The following is a 17,883-nucleotide window of genomic DNA, read 5'->3' on the forward strand; positions in this document are numbered from 1 at the left end:
ATTCAATGAAAAAGATTCTGCTAACAGTATTTGCTTTCATTTTCCTCAATTTCGGTGAAGTAGTTGCACAGTGTGCCATGTGTCGAGCCACAGTAGAGAATAATGTTAATAATGGAGAGATAGGAATAGCAAGTTCCCTTAACTTTGGTATTTTATATTTATTTGCGGCTCCTTATTTAGTAGTTATGGTAATTGGCTTTCTGTGGTATAGAAACAGTAAAAAACAGAATAAAAAAATTAATATTAAAGAACTGCTCTCCAGAAAATCTAATTTCTAATTCTTTTCAAAAATGTTCTTGTAAGCTATTTCGATTTAATTACTTAAACTCCAGTACGATTATTGCTATATTGAAGCACTAATTCATATCAATAAATCGTGAAGAAATACGCCATTTATATTCTTTTGTTTGTTTTCCTCATAATGGTAATAGCTCTTAGGAATTATTACCATTCTATAGAAATAGATAAAGAAAATTTTATTACAAAAACACAGCATAAACTAACCGAAGAGCTTCAAAAAGTTGAAGAAGATAAAGAGAAATGGTTAAGTTATTTTTCCCAAAATAATTCACTCGACTTTGAATCTTTAAATAAAATTGAGAGTACCTATCCTTTTTTCATTTTTAAAAATTCTTCTTTAGTGTACTGGTCTGATGAGCATTATGCTCCTGAATCTAAAAAGCAACGGAGGGAAGGTTGGCATTTTGTAAGTAAGCAGTCGGGACAATATCTTGAATATTCCATAAAATCCAAAAATGGAGAAATAAATTTAGTTTCGGTTATTCCTCTTTTTGAATATTATGATGTTAATAATGAATACATTCAATCAGGTTACAATACCAAAATTTTACCTCCATCTGGGATTAGTCTGTATCAAAGTAAATCTGAGAACACCTATGAGTTAGAAGACTTAAATGACAATTCTATTTTCTTTATTTCGTTGGCTGAAAATTTTGAAAACTACAATAAAGAACTTCATTATCTAATATTACTTTTAGAATGCATTCTGATAGGCGTGCTAATTTATTTAGTTTGGAAGATTAGTGAGAGGCGTAAAAGTCTTTTCTTAAAAATAGTTGCTTTTTTAATTGGGATGATGGTCTTGTGGGCAGGTATGGAAATTCTTGATTTTCCATTTCATTCTAAAGACTTAAAATTATTCGACTCTAAATTCTTTGCTTCCTCCGATTTTAATCCATCTTTAGGCTATCTTCTTATTAATTGTATCTTTTTCTTTTTAATTGGATATTTCTCCATTCTTCAAATTTCAAAATTCATATTTAATTCAGGAAAGAATGGTACGCTAATAAGTTTATTTGTGAATTTATTGTCTTACTGTGCCAGTATGGGCATTTTTTACTTTATTTATTTGATTTACATACATTCTAATTGGGGTTTAGATAGCACATCATCTATTGAATTTAGTGTTTTTCAAATTTTGTCCTTCTCAAGTGTCCTTCTTTTTGGCTTTTTAATCTTTTTAGTTTTCAAGTTTGTTCACCATTACAATTTTTTGGTAAGAGTAGCGGAGGTTAAGTTTTTAGCCATTCAGCTAATATGTTTTGGACTTTTCTCGTTATTTTCTACTCACTTTGGATATGCAATTCTTTGGATAGCTTTAGCTGTACTAATTATAAATACAGTAGTTTTTCTTGTGAAGTTGGGAGATGCTTTAGAGCATATCAACTTCTTAAGTTTTATCTATTTGTTTCTACTGATAACTACTATTTCAGTAATCAGTGCTATTTCAGTTCAATTTTTAGAGAAAAGAAATGAATCGAGAGAGCGAAATATTTTGGCTGATAGAATTTTAAATGGAAATGATCTTCTTGCCGAATATATGTTGGGTCAATTAGATGAAAGTTTGAAAAATGACGAGTATATCAAACGGCAATTCCTCATGCCACTTACTCCATACAAAACTATAGTTGATAAAATTGAAAAATTTTACTTGAATGACGATTTTGAAAAGTATGAAAAAACGATCAAAATATTTGATGCGGAAGGAAATACTATATACCCTAAAGGCACATTGCCAATGGCCTCTTCCTATCCTATACAACAAATGAATGAACGGAATAGAAAGGGCAATATCAAATTGTATTTAGTAGGAAATACTGAAGGAAATCAACTTCAGCGTAAGTATATTTATGTATTTGAAATTAAACATTATGATTTTGTGTTTGCAAAAATCGTAATAGAATTCATTCCGAAAAAGATTAGACCTGATAATGTTTTCCCCGAATTATTAGTTAAAAATCGTAATATTCTCCATTTTCTGGAAATCCCTTATGATTATGCGCTGTATAAAAATGATACCTTATCATATAGTGTGGGAGATTTAAATTTTCCAGAGGTTGTAAAAGAAGAGATTATTGATGACCAAAATCTATTGAAGATTAAAAATGAAGGTAATTATAAATTCAATGTAGTAGTTGATAATGATGAGAAATTGATTTTTAGCAAAAAGAATGAATTTTGGTACAGATTTTTTTCTAATATTTCATTCTTTTTTATCCTCTGCTTTGTTTTAGTTTTTACAGTTTCAGCAACGCAATTCCTTAAAATTTATTGGAAGACCAGAACAATAGGCTTAAGTGCTAAAATTCAATTATATTTCTCACTAGCTTTTCTTATCCCTCTTCTGTCAGTTACGATCTCTACCTTAGGTTTTGTTAATGCTACATTTCTGGATGATATCGTATCCAAATATGAGGAGAACACAAGTCGAGTGGCGAATCAATTAATTCCTTTGTTGATGAAATATGAGAATGGAATTGTTGATAAAGCAACTTTAAACAATGAAATTTCTACCATAACCAAAATCATAAATGCAGATATAAATCTCTATGATTTAAATGGCCAATTATTTTTGACTAGTCAGCCACAAGTATTTGAAAAAAATCTACTTTCCTATAAAATTAATCCGCAAGCTTATGCTTCTATTTTTCAAAATGGGCACAAAATGATTACGCTTGAGGAGCAAATCGGCAATTTGAATTATCAATCAGCATATGTAGGAATTCGTTCTTATAATACTGGTGAGTTGCTGGCCATTTTAGGATCTCCCTTTTTTAAGTCGAATAAAGAGTACGATTTACTGCTTACAGATTTATTGAATAATGTTTTTAATATTTTTGTTGGGTCATTTATCGTATTTATTTTTCTAGCGTATACGGCAACAAAAATTTTAACTTCACCTCTTAACTTACTAAAGCAAAAGCTATCACAAGTTAATTTATCGGCTGAAAATAAACCTATCAGTTGGCAGGTAGATGATGAAATTGGTCTGCTGATTAAGGAATATAACCAGATGCTTTTAAAACTTGAGAAGAGTAGACAGGCGCTCAGTAAAACTGAAAAGGAATCTGCTTGGCGTGAAATGGCTCAACAGGTAGCTCATGAGATTAAAAATCCGCTTACGCCTATGAAGCTTTCCTTGCAACATTTACAAATGAGAATACAAAAGTCTGATAATCCTATGCCAGATGCTTCGGTAAAGATTGAAAGTATTTTGTCTCAAATTGAAAACTTAAGCGATATCGCTACATCATTTTCGTCTTTTGCCAAAATGCCTATTCCTGAAAATGAAAAGATTTGTATTACGAAGATAGTAAGAAAAGTGGTAGATTTTTTCAGGGCAGAAAATGTTAATATCAATCTAGAACTCCCTGAAAATGAAATCTATGCTTTAGCAGACCCTAAAATAATGGAGCGCACTTTTAATAATATGGTGTTGAATGCATTGCAAAGTGGAGATTCTAATAAAAATGTAGAAGTAAACATTAAAGTTGAGATGGTTGATGATAATGTCATCATATCAATTCAAGATAATGGAATGGGTATCCCTGAGGATAATTACAACAAAGTATTTTTGCCTAACTTTACAACCAAGTCTAATGGCTCTGGAATTGGACTAGCAGTTGCCAAAAGAGGAATCGAACATGCAGGTGGAGATATTTGGTTTGAATCCAAAATTGAAAAAGGTACTACTTTTTACATAGAATTAAAGAGATTGAAATAGCATTGAGGGGCGTACAAAAATATATTCTTATTGTTGTATTGGGCATTTTGTTAAGTCCATCGTTAATGAATGCCCAAAATCATTGTTTTCAAACGAATTATTCTGCTCTTTCTTTGCCTGATTCCGTAATTATTATTCCTGCTTCTATTACTGTTAAAAATTATATTGGAAATAGAATTCCACATAAATATTTAGATGGATTTTTGAAAATAGAGAAATCCGAAAAGGAGCAATTTCTAACTGTTTGTTTTAATTACATAGCTAAAAATCAAGAAATAGTTGCTACTGCAGTTCCAGAACATCTTTTTGATAGTACTGCGATTTTCACGGATAAAATTAATTCAGATGTTTTAGCGCAGGAGTCTACGCAAGAGTTCTTAGGATTAGGAGGAATAGAAATTTCAGGTGCTTTTATGAGATCTGTTTCTGCAGGAGGACAGCAATCAGCCATGATGCATTCTGTTATGGATTTAACTATTTCTGGGAATATTTCCGATGATTTAAAGCTGCAAGCCAGAATGACTGATCAGCAAATGCCATTCGAACCTGAAGGAAATACTCAACGCTTACAAGATTTTGATAGGGTGAATGTTCAATTAATTCATGAAAACTGGGGCTTGGAAGCTGGTGATTTAAACATTCAATCGAGCAATCAACTTAACTTTTTGAAGTATAACCGACAAGTGCAAGGCTTAGGAGTTTCATCTTCTAATCTTTCATTTGATTCTACCCAATCAAATACCCAATTGGTAAGCTCCTTCGCTAGAACCAAAACTGGAGTCCAAAATATCGAACCGTTGGAGGGTGTTTTAGGTCCTTATAGGATTGAAGGACCACAAAATGAACCTTTTATTTTCATCATAGCGGGTTCTGAAAAAGTTTTATTGGATGGAGAGCAACTGCAAAGAGGTTTGGAGCATGACTATGTGGTAGATTATAATGCAGCGGAAATTATATTTAATTCAAATCATTATATTTCAAAATATAGTGTCATTCAAATTGAGTTCGAATATTCCGACAGGCAATATAACCGAAATGTCACCACCTTAAAGCACGAGCAATCAATCGGTAATTTGGATTTGAATATTGGTTACTTTCAGCAAGTCGATAAGCCAGATAATCAAGTTGAAAGTTTAAGCCAGGCAGATATGGACGCACTTTCTTCCTTAGAAGGGAATTCACGTTATGCTGAAATACCTGCAATCGATAGTTTGGGGTTTGCTCCTCATCAATCAAGATATGCCAAGATAGACACAGTGGTGAATAATAAACTTTTTCAAATTTTCATGTCATCCGAAAATCCAGAAGTTGCTCATTATCAACTAAATTTTACAATGGTGGGCGAGAATAATGGGAATTATAGAATATCAAATTCTGCAGAAAATGATGTGGTTTATGAATGGATTGCACCGATAGATGATGTTCCGCAAGGAAATTATGAGCCTGTTAAGAAAATGTCTTTACCTCAAAATCAGAGATTGATTAACATCGGATTGAACTACCATCTTAAGGATAATTCTAATATCAGTTTTGAATATGCAGGATCCGAATTTGTCAGCAATCGATTTAATAAAAATAATACACAGTGGAAAGGAAATGCGATGTCCTTAGGATTTCAATCCTCCCCTAAGATTATCAATTTCATCGAGAATGCTAAAATTAATTATTTCATTAAATATGAGTACTTAGATTCTGCCTTTACACCTGTTCAGCCATTCCGAGCTTTGGATTTTAATAGAAATTGGGGAATGGACGAATCAGAAGTTTTCAAGGCAGGAGAAGAGCATTTAGTGAATCTTGGGGCTACCGTTAAAACCAACAAACAAGAATTAAGCTATGATTTGGCATTAAGAAATAAAGAAAATATAGGGAACGGTTATCAGCATATTATCAATTATCAAATTGAAGGAGATGTAAGAATCAATATTAATGGGTTCATGATGGAAAGTGAAAATGGTCATTTCAATACCGATTGGAAAAAGGCTTTAGTCGATATTAAATTCGCTAAATATAAATTAATGCCTGGCTATAGTTTCAGAACTCAACAACATCAAATCCGAAATAATGGTGAGCTTAGCGGTAGTTTCCAGTTTTATGATAGTCATCAATTGTATATCAACAAAGAAGATTCTGGAAAATGGAATTTTAGTTTATCGCATGAATTTCGCTCTGATAAAAGACCTTTCGAAGGGCAAATGACTGAATTAGAAAATGCTCAGAATACTCAGTTAAAGTCAACTATTCAAATAGATGTAACGAATACGCTTTCTATGAATTTACTCAGAAGAAGTATCCAGCAAAAAATTGATTCTACAAAAAATGACCAATATTTTCAAGGTGGCTTAAACTGGCAATCTGCTCTCTGGGATGGTAATATCATTCAGAATTTGAATTTTCAAACAGGTACTGGTCGAGTATTGCAAAGAAGCTATTTTTTCATGGAGGTAGCGCGCACTTTAGGAACGCATTCTTGGTCTGATTTGAATGGGAATGGAGAACAAGAACTCCATGAGTTTTTTGAGGACGAGACAGATTATGGGGATAGAAATTATGTGAAAGTGCTTACCATGGGAAATGATTATCAAACAGCATTTATCAATAATTTGCAATATCAACTGAGATGGAAAATGCCAAACAGCTGGTCTAAGTCTAATAATTTGCTGCAATACCTAGGAAAGTTATCGGGCAATTTCAATGCTAATTTAGATACTAAAAATACTTTCGAAGAATGGAACGATAGAATTTCACCTTTCAACACGCGGGATAATGAAAATATCTTATCCTCCAGAAATATGTGGAAATATAGCTTTTTTTATAATCGTGGTGGTAATGCCTTTCTGGAATCAGGTTGGTCACAATCAAATCGAAAACAACTGCTTTTAGATGGATTTGAAGGAATGGATAGAAAGATTTTTCATTTATCAGGAACATTAAATGCTTTCAATGATTGGAATTTTAATACGCTATATAGGTCATCTCAAAATACTTCTTATTCCGATAGGGTTGAGCAAAGAGATTATCAATTCAGTTCTACAGCTTTAATTCCTCAAATAATGTGGCAGGGAATTAAAAACGTAAGATTGAGCTTGTCTTACAAAAATGAAAATAAATGGAGTCCAGACGAAGCAGTAGGGGGAGAGGTGTTAGTAAATTCCTTAGAACTATCGAATAAACTAATCCAATCTGAAAAAGGCATCTTTGAATCAAAATTCAGTTACGTAAGTGTTGCCTCAGATTTGAGAGATAACCAAAGCCCATTGGCTTACGAAATGTTTGAAGGTTTGCGAGCTGGAGATAATTACGTTTGGAATTTATCCTTAAGAAGAAAGATTATTGGAGATTTAAACCTTATAATTCAATATGTCGGCAGAAAAAGCGAGTTACAAAAAACCATTCATAATGGTAGTGTTCAACTAACAGCTTTATTCTAAACCCCAAACAAATCCAATATTCATCTCACCACTATTTCTTTCTACAATATTCAATTTCCATCCTTAGGAATTAAAAGCTTCTATTCCCCTTTTGGGCTAGGGGGGTCTATAGCGTCTTCCTAAGCTTTTTCATAAATTTACTAGCAAAAATAAAATCCTCTAAATCTTCTTGTCCAGAAGTTAAAATATTATCAGAATTTCCTTCCCATACTTTTTTACCTCTTGCCAGATACATGATGTATTCTCCGACTCCCATAACAGAATTCATATCATGTGTAACCATAATAGTGGTAACATTAAGTTCATGGGTAATTTCTTGAATGAGCTCATCAATCAATAAAGATGTTCGTGGGTCTAGTCCCGAGTTAGGTTCATCGCAGAATAAATAATTGATATCGTTCACTATGGCTCTGGCAATACCAACCCTTTTCTTCTGTCCACCACTTATTTCAGCAGGCATTTTTTTATTAATGTTTTCCAGACCAACTCTGCCCAATACATTATTTACACGGTCAAGCTTTTCATCCTTTTTCATGTCCGTAAGCAAATCCAAAGGGAACATCACATTTTCCTCTATATTTTTTGAGTCAAATAATGCACCTCCTTGAAATAGCATTCCTATTTCCCGTCTCATCTGAGCCTTTTCTTCTTTATCAGCTTTTAAAAAGGCTCTTCCATCATAAAGGACTTCCCCTTCTTCAGGAGTAATTAAACCCACTATACATTTTAATAAAACACTTTTACCTGTTCCACTCGCTCCAATTATCAGATTGGTAATACCTCTTTCAAACGTTCCAGAAATACCATCCAAAACCTGAGTTCCATTAAAGGACTTAGATATATTATTGATTTCTATCATCTCTTAGTTTAATAATAATTCTGCTAAAATGTAATCTGCTAAAAGGACTGCGATACAACTCTTTGTAACAGCACTTGTACTAGATTTACCTACTTCAAGTGCTCCTCCTGTAGTGAAAAAACCTTGATAAGCTGAAATAGAAGCAATTAAGAAAGCAAATACTACTGATTTTATGAGGGCAAATTGAATAGTGAATGGATTGAAACCAATTCTTATTCCGTAAATATATTCAGTTTCTGTCAAGATACCAGTCAAGGTTCCGGCTATATATCCTCCGTATAAAGCCAAAAAACCAGCTATCACCACTAAAAGTGGATACATGATCATTGCCGCTACAATTTTCGGCAATACTAAATAGGAAGATGCATTGACTCCCATAACTTCTAAAGCATCAATCTGCTCCGTTATTCTCATAGTTCCTAAGCCACTTGCAATGCTGGACCCCACTTTTCCAGCAATAACTATAGCTGTAATAGTTGGGGCTAATTCCAAAACTACCATTTCTCTGGTTACCTGAGCAACTACATAGTTTTGAATTAAAGGACTTACTAAATTGTAGGCTGTCTGAACAGTTGTTACGGCTCCCATAAAGGTAGAAGTAATCGCAACAATTAAAATGGAGTTCCAGCCTATGGAAATACATTCATTAATGGTGAGTTTGAAGTAGGATGAAAAGGACTCTCGCCTTACAAACATACTTCCCAAAAATATAAAATAGGCTCCTATAGATTTCATGTGGTCGTTGTTTCTTGAATCTTCAAATTTAAAGTTAACACGAATATTTTCTTTATTATAAAAGTTATTTTAATTCTTTGGATGTATTTGAAATTTTAATAATCATAATGATTACTTAACCCATTACGCTAATGAATTTCGTAAGTTTGTAGAACATTAAGAATATTGATTAGTTTCGTGTTTAAAAATACAATCACAGTTCAAGATAGAAATGGATAAGTTTATAGTAATAACTGGTGGAACCAAAGGGATTGGAAGAGCTTTAGTACTCATATTTGCGAAAAAGGGCTTTAATGTCATTACTTGCGCTAGAAATGAAGCAGATTTAGTGGTACTTAAAGAGGAAGTTGAAAAATTATATAGTAATAAGGTATATATAAAAGCTGCGGATTTATCTAAGAAAGCAGATATTTCCTCATTTGCTGACTTTGTTTTGAAGACCACATCTAAAGTAGATGTTTTGGTAAATAATACTGGTGTTTTCTTACCTGGAAGTATACAAAACGAACCAGAGGGAAATCTTGAAATGATGATGAATACCAATTTGTTTTCAGCTTATCATCTAACCAGAGCGTTGCTACCTGCTATGTTACCCCACAGAAATAGTCATATTTTCTCTATGAGTAGCATTGCTGGGATTACAGCCTATTCAAGTGGGGGTTCATATAGTATAACAAAATATGCAATGCAAGGGTTTACCAAGTGTTTGCGTGAAGAATTGAAAGAAGAAGGAATAAAAGTAACAGCCGTTCTCCCTGGTGCAACATTTACAGCAAGCTGGGAGGGCGTGGATTTACCCCATGAAAGATTTATGAAACCAGAAGATGTAGCTGAAACTGTTTGGTCAGCTTACTCATTATCCGACAGAACAGTTGTTGAAGAAATTATTTTAAGACCCCAATTAGGAGATATATAATTCCATGAAAGAAAGAATATTTTTGTCTGCCCCACATATGGGTGGAAACGAAATTAAATTTATACAGCATGCATTCGATGAAAATTGGATAGCACCCTTGGGTCCAAATGTAAACGGCTTTGAAAAGGATATTCAAGAATATAATAATATTCCATATGCAGCAGCATTAAGTTCTGGAACTGCAGCAATCCATCTTGCATTAATTTTATTAGGTGTGAAAAGGGATGATGTAGTGATGGCTTCTAGCTTTACCTTTTCAGCTACTATCAATCCAATTGTATATCAACAAGCGGAACCTGTACTAATTGATAGCGAAGAAGAAACATGGAATATGGATCCGCAGCTATTAGAGCAATCCATTAAAGACTATATCGCGAAAGGTAAAAAACCGAAAGCCATAATATTTGTTCATCTATATGGAATGCCTGGTAAAATTGAAGAAGTAAAAGCTATTTCAGAAAAATATGAAATTCCATTAATTGAAGATGCGGCAGAAGCCTTAGGAGCAAAATTAAATGGTAAAGCGTTAGGTACTTTTGGTGATTTCGGTGTGTTCTCTTTCAATGGAAATAAAATTATTACTACCTCTGGCGGTGGGGCACTAGTTTCGCAAAACAAGGAGTGGATTGAAAAGACAAGATATCTTGCCACGCAAGCAAGAGATGCAGCTCCTTATTATCAACATTCTGAAATTGGCTATAATTACAGAATGAGTAATATAGCCGCGGGAATTGGAAGAGGTCAAATGCAAGTGCTGGATAAATGGATTGAAAATCGAAGAGCCAATCATGCCATATATCAAAATGAATTGCGTGCAAATGGATTTAATTTTCTTGAGGAACGTGAAGGTGCTTTCAGTAACAGATGGCTTACATGTGTTTTATTTGATGAAAAACTTTCTAAAAGTCCAGAGGAATTAAGACAAGAGCTCGAGAAATTTAATATTGAAACCAGGCCTTTATGGAAGCCAATGCATTTACAACCCATCTTTAAAAACTGTAAGTCATATTTATCTGGCGTGTCTGAAAGCCTATTTGAAAAAGGACTCTGTCTTCCTTCAAGCTCTTCTTTAACAGCTGATCAAATTGCGATGGTCATCCAAAAAATTCAAGATTTTTTAAAATAATGACTTTAATTATTATAAAAAAATATTAAATAGGTTATATTTGGAGCGAAATGATAAAGAAGATCAATGATATTAGTTTCTTACCTAGGTGGATTATTCTATTAATCGACCTTATATTGTTACTAGTGTCAATTGTAATATCTTATTTATTACGCTTTAATTTTAATTTGGAAGAAGTTTTTGCCTTTAAATTTGGTGAAGGACTTGTTCTTTTCACCATTTGTCATCTGTTAGCGATATTTCTAACTCAGAGTTACGCAGGTATCATTCGCTATACATCTATCGAAGATGGGTTAAGAATTTCATACACTACTTTTATTGGAACTGTATTAGTTGCCATTGTAAGTTATCTTAACTTTTGGTACACTGATTCTGTAATTATCCCGCTTTCTGTTCTTATTATTAGTTTTATTCTGTCTGTAGTCATTCTATTTACATACCGAGTTCTAGTAAAAAACTTATTTGCCTACTACAGAGATGCAGTCCGACATAGAAAAAATGTAATGATTTTTGGTGCTGGTCAATACGGTATTATTACCAAACAAGTGATTGATGCCGATCCTAATGCAAGAATGAGAGTCTTAGGATTTATTGATGATGATTTGAAAAAAGTCGGTAAAATTATAAATGGAGCACCTATTTACGATGCAGGATATAACCTGGATGATACGCTTAGAAAATATCGTATACACGAAATTGTGATTGCCATCGCAAGTTTATCAGTAGAGCGTAAAAATGAATTGGTGGATTACTGCTTGAAAGCGCATGTCAGAGTTCGAACTGTTCCAGCGCCAGATAAATGGGTGAACGGAGAGTTGAGCATGAACCAAATTAAAGAAGTTCGGATTGAAGATTTGCTGGGTAGAGCGTCAATTAAATTGGAAAATCCCAAAGTCTCTGAGAATTTATCGGACAAAACGATTTTGATTACAGGTGCAGCTGGTTCCATTGGTTCAGAAATTGCAAAACAAATTTTAAAAGTAAAACCTAAAAAAATGATTTTGTTAGATCAAGCTGAATCATTTTTATATGCTATTGATATTGAACTCACTAATTTAGATCTCAAAAAAGATGTAGAGATAGTGCCCGTAATAATGGATGTAACCAACAAACGAAGATTGGAATTTATTTTCGAAAAATACCATCCTGATGTGGTCTATCATGCTGCAGCTTATAAACATGTCCCTTTAATGGAAATGCATCCCTTTGAAGCAGTAGCTACCAATGTTTTTGGTACTAAAAATCTAGCGGATCTTTCAGTTCAATATGATGTAAAGAAATTCGTAATGGTTTCTACAGATAAGGCTGTGAATCCGACAAATGTGATGGGAGCTACTAAAAGATTGGCAGAAGTTTATGTCCAATCTTTAAATGATTCCAAATCTGAAGAAGTAAAGAATAATACTCAATTTATCACTACCCGCTTTGGAAATGTTTTAGGTTCTAATGGCTCTGTTATACCATTATTTAAAAAGCAAATAGAAAAAGGCGGACCAATAACGGTTACTCATCCTGATGTAACAAGATATTTCATGACCATTCCTGAAGCTTGCCAATTGGTAATTGAAGCAGGAATTATGGGTTTTGGTGGCGAAATATTTGTTTTTGATATGGGTAGATCAATTAAAATAATTGATTTGGCTAAAAAAATGATTCAGTTATCAGGCTATGAAGTCGATGTTGATGTAAAAATTGTATTTACTGGTCTTCGTGAGGGAGAAAAACTATATGAAGAACTCTTAAGCGATAATGAAACGACTTTGCCAACTCATCACGAAAAGATTTTGATTGCCAAAACTGAGAGGATGGGGCATAAAGACATTGTAAAAGAGCTTCAAAAGTTAAATGATTTAATGAGTGATGAAAACGAATTGGGGATGATTATGCAAATGAAAAATATTCTTCCAGAATTTGTAAGTCATGCTTCTCGTTTTGAGGCTTTGGATGATGAAATCGCGAGCGAGCGAAAACGCAAATGGAGCATTACCCGAAAAATTAGCTAAGACAATACAATAAGGTTTATTTTTTTGTATTTAGTTTCACATCTGGATTCATTTTACGTGCTATTTTTCAAGGAGTATTCGGAGTTTTTTAACCGAGATCGAAAAGATAAAATGTGAATTTTGTGATAAAGTAGAAAAGGATTAACCCGACCACTTTCGAGGAACTCGGAAAAGCGGGAGGGAGGAAAGTTTAGCGGGCCAGCATAGGCCTTGAGTGCTGAAGCATTAAACTTTCATGATTTTTTGTTTCTTTTTGATTAAGCAAAAAGAAAGGAGATTTGGAAAAGAAAGCTCGATTCATTTCACTGACCTGAATTTTTGTAGTTTCTAGCTGTTGTCATATTTTTATTCCGACCTTTATATAAACTCTAAATGATGGTTTTATTAAATAACAGCCTTCATCAAAAGGCTAATTGAAATCACTTAACCTCAATCAACCCCTCCTGATACTCATGAAATTTTTTGATAACATATCGAATGGATCTGTACGTGGTTAAAAGTACAGTTCTTAATTCCATCTTATTAACCCAAATAACTTTTTCGATACCTTCCTCTTTCTGAGGTTTCATTTGTTTGTCTTCCTCCAAAGTCATATGATACCAGCTGGTTTTTTTGAGGTGATTCTTGCCATTTCTGGTATAGGTGTGCCATGTTTTACAAACTCTCGGACCTAAATTTACTTTAACATTACATTCTTCTTCTACCTCTCTTACAGCAGCAACTTCTACCTTCTCTTTTTTTTCAAGTTTGCCTTTAGGCAAATCCCATTTTTTTAATCGATAAATAAAAAGATATTTGTCTCGTTTTGTTACAATTCCTCCAGCAGCCTTGACGATTTTAAACTCTTTTTTAAAATCTTTTATAACTTTTTCGTAATCATAGACCTTGCAGGTCAAAGAGTCGAGCTTTTTATTTTTATCGGATGATAAAAATTTATAAAACTCTAGTATGTCAGCTAGCCCACCTTTTCTAATCAGGACATCATCTATCAAATTATCATATCGGATCTTCTCTTTTTCCGCATCAATAATAAGATCGTAATGTTCCCGGTCAATTACCTTATCCATAGGGATTATATAAAGAGGAACATCATTTATAAAAACTTTCATAGAGTTGATTTTGAGCTCTGCAAGTAAAAGAATAATTCAGAATGAGACAATTAATAACCAAAATATTAAAATTCAGAATTGAAGAAAATTTTCACATAGCAAGTTTTAATTTATCATAGCCATATTTTTTTGTAATAAAAGAAGTTTTGAACTAGAATCCAGTGCTTGATATCTTACATTTTTAAGGATTATGAATTGCAAATTGAAAGCTACAGAAATACTTTTCTATAAGTATTACTATTTTAAATATAAGACCTAATTTTGCAGGATGAATTATCTTTCAGTAGAAAATATTACCAAAAGCTTTGGAGAAAGAGTCTTATTTGAAAACATATCTTTTGGATTGGCTCAAGGCGAAAAAGTTGCATTAGTTGGCATAAATGGGTCTGGCAAATCTACCCTGTTAAAGATTTTAATGAGCGAAGAAACACCTGATTCTGGAGATTTGAGCTTTCGAAATGAAATTAAAGTTGGATTCCTATCCCAAAACCCGCAATTTCAAGCGGGGCAAAATGCTATGCAAGCAATTTTTAGCTCCAATCATGAATCTCTTAATATTATTAAGGAATATGAGAAACTGGCAGCAAATCCTGATATGAATGCTAAGGAGCAAAACCGTTTTCAAGAATTAATGGAGAAAATGGAAGCGCATCAACTTTGGGATTATGAAAGTCAGGTTCAGCAAATATTAGGTCAGCTAGGAATTGATAACATAACGCAATCTGTAGAAAATATGTCGGGAGGGCAAAAAAAACGGGTTGCCCTGGCAGCACAATTAATCGTAAAGCCCGATGTTCTGATTTTGGATGAGCCTACTAACCATTTGGATATCGATATTATTGAATGGCTTGAAAATTATTTGGCTACCCAAAACATGACCTTATTAATGGTGACTCACGACCGCTATTTTTTAGATAGAGTTTGTAACGGGATATTGGAAATTGATCACCAGCAGATTTTTAAATATAAAGGGAATTATGAAGAGTTTCTTGTCAAAAAAGAAGAAAGAGAATCCATAGAGCAACTTGAAGTGGATAAAGCTCGCAATCTGATGAAAAAAGAGCAAGAATGGATACGTAGAATGCCAAAAGCTCGAGGAACTAAAGCGAAATACAGAGTAGATGCCTTTCAAGAATTAAAAGAAAAAGCGTCCAGAAATCTCAAAAAGGATCAAGTTGAATTGGAGGTGTCTCAAAAGAGAATGGGAGGGAAGATTTTAGAAATGAAAGCGATTTCTAAAGCATTTGAAAATAAGAAACTCTTTGATAAGTTTAGCTATACGTTTAAGAAAGGCGATAGAATTGGGATTGTAGGTCAAAATGGAACTGGAAAAAGTACTTTTCTTAATATAGTAACAGGCAAAATTAAAGCAGATTCTGGTGAACTTGACTTAGGAGTTAATACCGAATTTGGATATTATAAGCAACAAGAAATTCAATTTGATAATAATAAGAAAGTAATAGATGTAGTACTGGAAATTGCCGAACATTTTAATTTACCAGATGGAAGTCAAATATCAGCATCTCAATTTCTAAATAAATTTCTTTTCCCACCTAAACAACAGCATGATTGTGTACACAAACTAAGTGGAGGAGAGAAAAGACGATTACAATTATTATTAGTTTTAATTAAGAATCCTAACTTCCTGATTTTAGATGAGCCTACCAACGACCTTGATTTGCAGACGCTTTCTATTCTAGAGGATTTTCTGGACCGTTTTCAGGGATGTTTAATAATCGTATCGCACGACAGATATTTCATGGATAATCTTACAGAGCAATTATTACTTTTTGAAGGAGATAATCAGATTAAAATTTTTAATGGTAATTATACAGATTATAGAAAAACAAAAGAAGAGAACCCAAAAACTAAAGTTGAAAAAAGCAAAGAGTCAATTGTAAAAGAAAAGCCGAAGGTAGAAGAGAAGCAGAAGTTAAATTATAAGGAGAAGAGAGAATTAGAATCGATAGATAGTGAAATCCCCAAGCTAAATAGACAGAAAAAGGAATTAGAATCGAAATTAGCAGATGGAGAAGGTACTGCAGATGATTTTACCAAATGGGGAAAAGATCTAAGTGATATCAATCAGAGGCTAGAGGATTTAGAAATGCGTTGGCTTGAGTTAAGTGAGTTAGAATCATAATTAATGTAATCATTTAGAAATTAACTACTTATAATTTTGAATTTTAGTATTCTGAATTTACTAGATTCTTTTTAAAATATTTTGACCATCAGTTGTTCTCTTTTTAAAATCATTACCTATATTTGCATCCCGTTAAGAAAAAGTCTTAACAAAATTTGAAATGCCTTGGTGGCGGAATTGGTAGACGCGTTGGTCTCAAACACCAATGAGGTAACACTCGTGCCGGTTCGACTCCGGCCCAAGGTACACATAGCCCTGTTAATCTTCTGATTTTCAGGGCTTTTTTGTTTTATAGGTGGCAAAATTGGTGGCAGAAATTTTATTTACTTATAGCTTTCTTCTAATTCTTTTCTCTTATCAGTTTTACTTTCTTCTTCATAATTTATATCTGGATAAAAGTCTCTAACTTCAAAAGAGCCTGAAAAACCCTTTGGTATATTTTTTATTAGATTGTATTTAGTTATTAAATCTTTGTTATGCTCATTTGGAATTCTAGGTTCCCACGTATTGCCTAGTTTCGAAAGGGAGTTATAAGCTATTAATACTTGCTCTTGCGTTGTCAACTGTGCCCTAATAATTTTTATGTATTTATATTTTTCTCTATAACTAAAAATATTTGAATCAAGATTATCGATAAACTTTACAGTTTGATATAGGTGTCTATAATAATGACCTAGTCTCGTTTGGTTCCCATTAAAAAATAATGGGTTATTATTTTTCCAATTTCTAAATTTTGGTAAAATTTCAGTTTCAACCTTTTGGTATGATTTTATTTGCTGTTTTTCTAAAATAGAGGTAGAGTTACTACCTACAGCTCCATAATAAAAACAAAGTACCGCCAGACTAATTTTTTCTTTTTCAGAGTAGCCTTCCTTTTCCAAAAATGAATTACTAGAAGATATTATTGCCAAAGATTTTAATAACTCTTGATGAAGATGAAAGAATATATTTCGCCCTTCATATTCTGAATTGAACATAGATTGGGAATTACTTCTTTGTATATTCAATAAGTTGAAAAACCTTGATTCAATTTCAGATTTATGATTTGCTATATCTTGTTTTTTTTGATAAACTAATTGACGATTATAGCTGGCTAATACAATAAATATAGTTCCTAAGGAAAACAGTACGCCCGAAGTACCAGAAAGAAAGCTGCCAAAACTAGAAAAAGCGCTTAGATTAATATTGGAATTAAAATTTATCGGTCCGACTTTAACTAAAAATATCACTAACGCGAAAATAACTGACATAATGCCAAGTGCTATTATCCAATTTGATATTTTAATATATTTATTAAATAATTCTTCTGAGGAGGATTCTTTTTTATTCATTAGATTTTTTTTTTTTTTTTTTTGAAGCGTTTGATTTTTTTATTCCCCATATATTTTCTGATACATCTTCTATTTTTTTCATCATATTATCTACATTATAACCAGCTACAAATGAAAATATTAAATAACCATATATAGAATCTCCTTGACCGCTATCTAATATTAACAAACCCGCTTTTAATGTTACATACGCTACAAACCCTACT

At 32.9% G+C, this 17,883-nt stretch carries 11 protein-coding genes and 1 tRNA gene; 8 read left to right on the forward strand and 4 right to left on the reverse strand.

What is annotated here, in order from left to right; all coding sequences use genetic code 11:
* Positions 1 to 5 precede the first annotated feature (5 nt).
* The 3 genes from VFM92_RS13905 (at position 6) to VFM92_RS13915 (ending at position 7,455) form a co-directional block, all read left to right on the forward strand.
* On the forward strand, positions 6 to 278 hold the full coding sequence (locus VFM92_RS13905; RefSeq protein WP_325122836.1) for a hypothetical protein: 273 nt from the start codon (positions 6 to 8) through the stop codon (positions 276 to 278).
* A 98-nt stretch (positions 279 to 376) separates the two neighbouring features.
* The gene (locus tag VFM92_RS13910) at positions 377 to 4,024 is read left to right on the forward strand and encodes a sensor histidine kinase (protein WP_325122837.1); all 3,648 of its coding nucleotides are present in this window, start codon (positions 377 to 379) and stop codon (positions 4,022 to 4,024) included.
* Positions 4,025 to 4,089: 65 nt separating this feature from the next.
* A complete protein-coding gene (locus VFM92_RS13915; protein ID WP_325122838.1) occupies positions 4,090 to 7,455 on the forward strand; it encodes a hypothetical protein in 3,366 nt (1,121 codons plus the stop codon).
* Positions 7,456 to 7,561: 106 nt separating this feature from the next.
* On the opposite strand, the gene VFM92_RS13920 is transcribed toward VFM92_RS13915, so the two are convergent.
* On the reverse strand, positions 7,562 to 8,314 hold the full coding sequence (locus tag VFM92_RS13920; RefSeq protein WP_325122839.1) for an ABC transporter ATP-binding protein: 753 nt from the start codon (positions 8,312 to 8,314) through the stop codon (positions 7,562 to 7,564).
* Positions 8,315 to 8,317: 3 nt separating this feature from the next.
* Positions 8,318 to 9,049 carry an ABC transporter permease gene (locus VFM92_RS13925; protein WP_325122840.1) on the reverse strand — a complete coding sequence of 244 codons (732 nt, stop codon included), beginning with the start codon at positions 9,047 to 9,049 and terminating at the stop codon, positions 8,318 to 8,320.
* 211 nt (positions 9,050 to 9,260) lie between these two features.
* Here VFM92_RS13925 and VFM92_RS13930 point away from each other — a divergent pair, with 211 nt between their 5' ends.
* The 3 genes from VFM92_RS13930 to VFM92_RS13940 are packed head-to-tail and all read left to right on the forward strand — an operon-like array spanning position 9,261 to position 13,094.
* Positions 9,261 to 9,965: an SDR family oxidoreductase gene (locus VFM92_RS13930; RefSeq protein ID WP_325122841.1), complete on the forward strand. Its 705-nt coding sequence runs from the start codon at positions 9,261 to 9,263 to the stop codon at positions 9,963 to 9,965.
* A gap of 4 nt (positions 9,966 to 9,969) precedes the next feature.
* Positions 9,970 to 11,091 carry an aminotransferase class I/II-fold pyridoxal phosphate-dependent enzyme gene (locus VFM92_RS13935; RefSeq protein ID WP_325122842.1) on the forward strand — a complete coding sequence of 374 codons (1,122 nt, stop codon included), beginning with the start codon at positions 9,970 to 9,972 and terminating at the stop codon, positions 11,089 to 11,091.
* A 50-nt stretch (positions 11,092 to 11,141) separates the two neighbouring features.
* Positions 11,142 to 13,094, forward strand: a complete 1,953-nt coding sequence (locus tag VFM92_RS13940; protein WP_325122843.1) for a nucleoside-diphosphate sugar epimerase/dehydratase — start codon at positions 11,142 to 11,144, stop codon at positions 13,092 to 13,094.
* Positions 13,095 to 13,513: 419 nt separating this feature from the next.
* Here VFM92_RS13940 and VFM92_RS13945 read toward each other — a convergent pair whose 3' ends face one another.
* Entirely contained in the window at positions 13,514 to 14,203 is a 690-nt protein-coding gene (locus VFM92_RS13945) for an NUDIX hydrolase (RefSeq protein ID WP_325122844.1), read from the reverse strand.
* 268 nt (positions 14,204 to 14,471) lie between these two features.
* Between VFM92_RS13945 and VFM92_RS13950 the strand changes: the two genes are divergently transcribed.
* Together VFM92_RS13950 and VFM92_RS13955 are read left to right on the forward strand one after the other, a co-directional pair.
* Positions 14,472 to 16,346, forward strand: a complete 1,875-nt coding sequence (locus VFM92_RS13950) for an ABC-F family ATP-binding cassette domain-containing protein (RefSeq protein WP_325122845.1) — start codon at positions 14,472 to 14,474, stop codon at positions 16,344 to 16,346.
* Positions 16,347 to 16,508: 162 nt separating this feature from the next.
* Positions 16,509 to 16,592 (forward strand) — tRNA-Leu (locus VFM92_RS13955).
* 77 nt (positions 16,593 to 16,669) lie between these two features.
* Here VFM92_RS13955 and VFM92_RS13960 read toward each other — a convergent pair.
* On the reverse strand, positions 16,670 to 17,677 hold the full coding sequence (locus VFM92_RS13960; RefSeq protein ID WP_325122846.1) for a putative phage abortive infection protein: 1,008 nt from the start codon (positions 17,675 to 17,677) through the stop codon (positions 16,670 to 16,672).
* Positions 17,678 to 17,883: the final 206 nt, after the last annotated feature.

Origin of the sequence: Marivirga sp., from assembly GCF_035704835.1 — a bacterium.
Classification (GTDB): Bacteria; Bacteroidota; Bacteroidia; order Cytophagales; family Cyclobacteriaceae; genus Marivirga.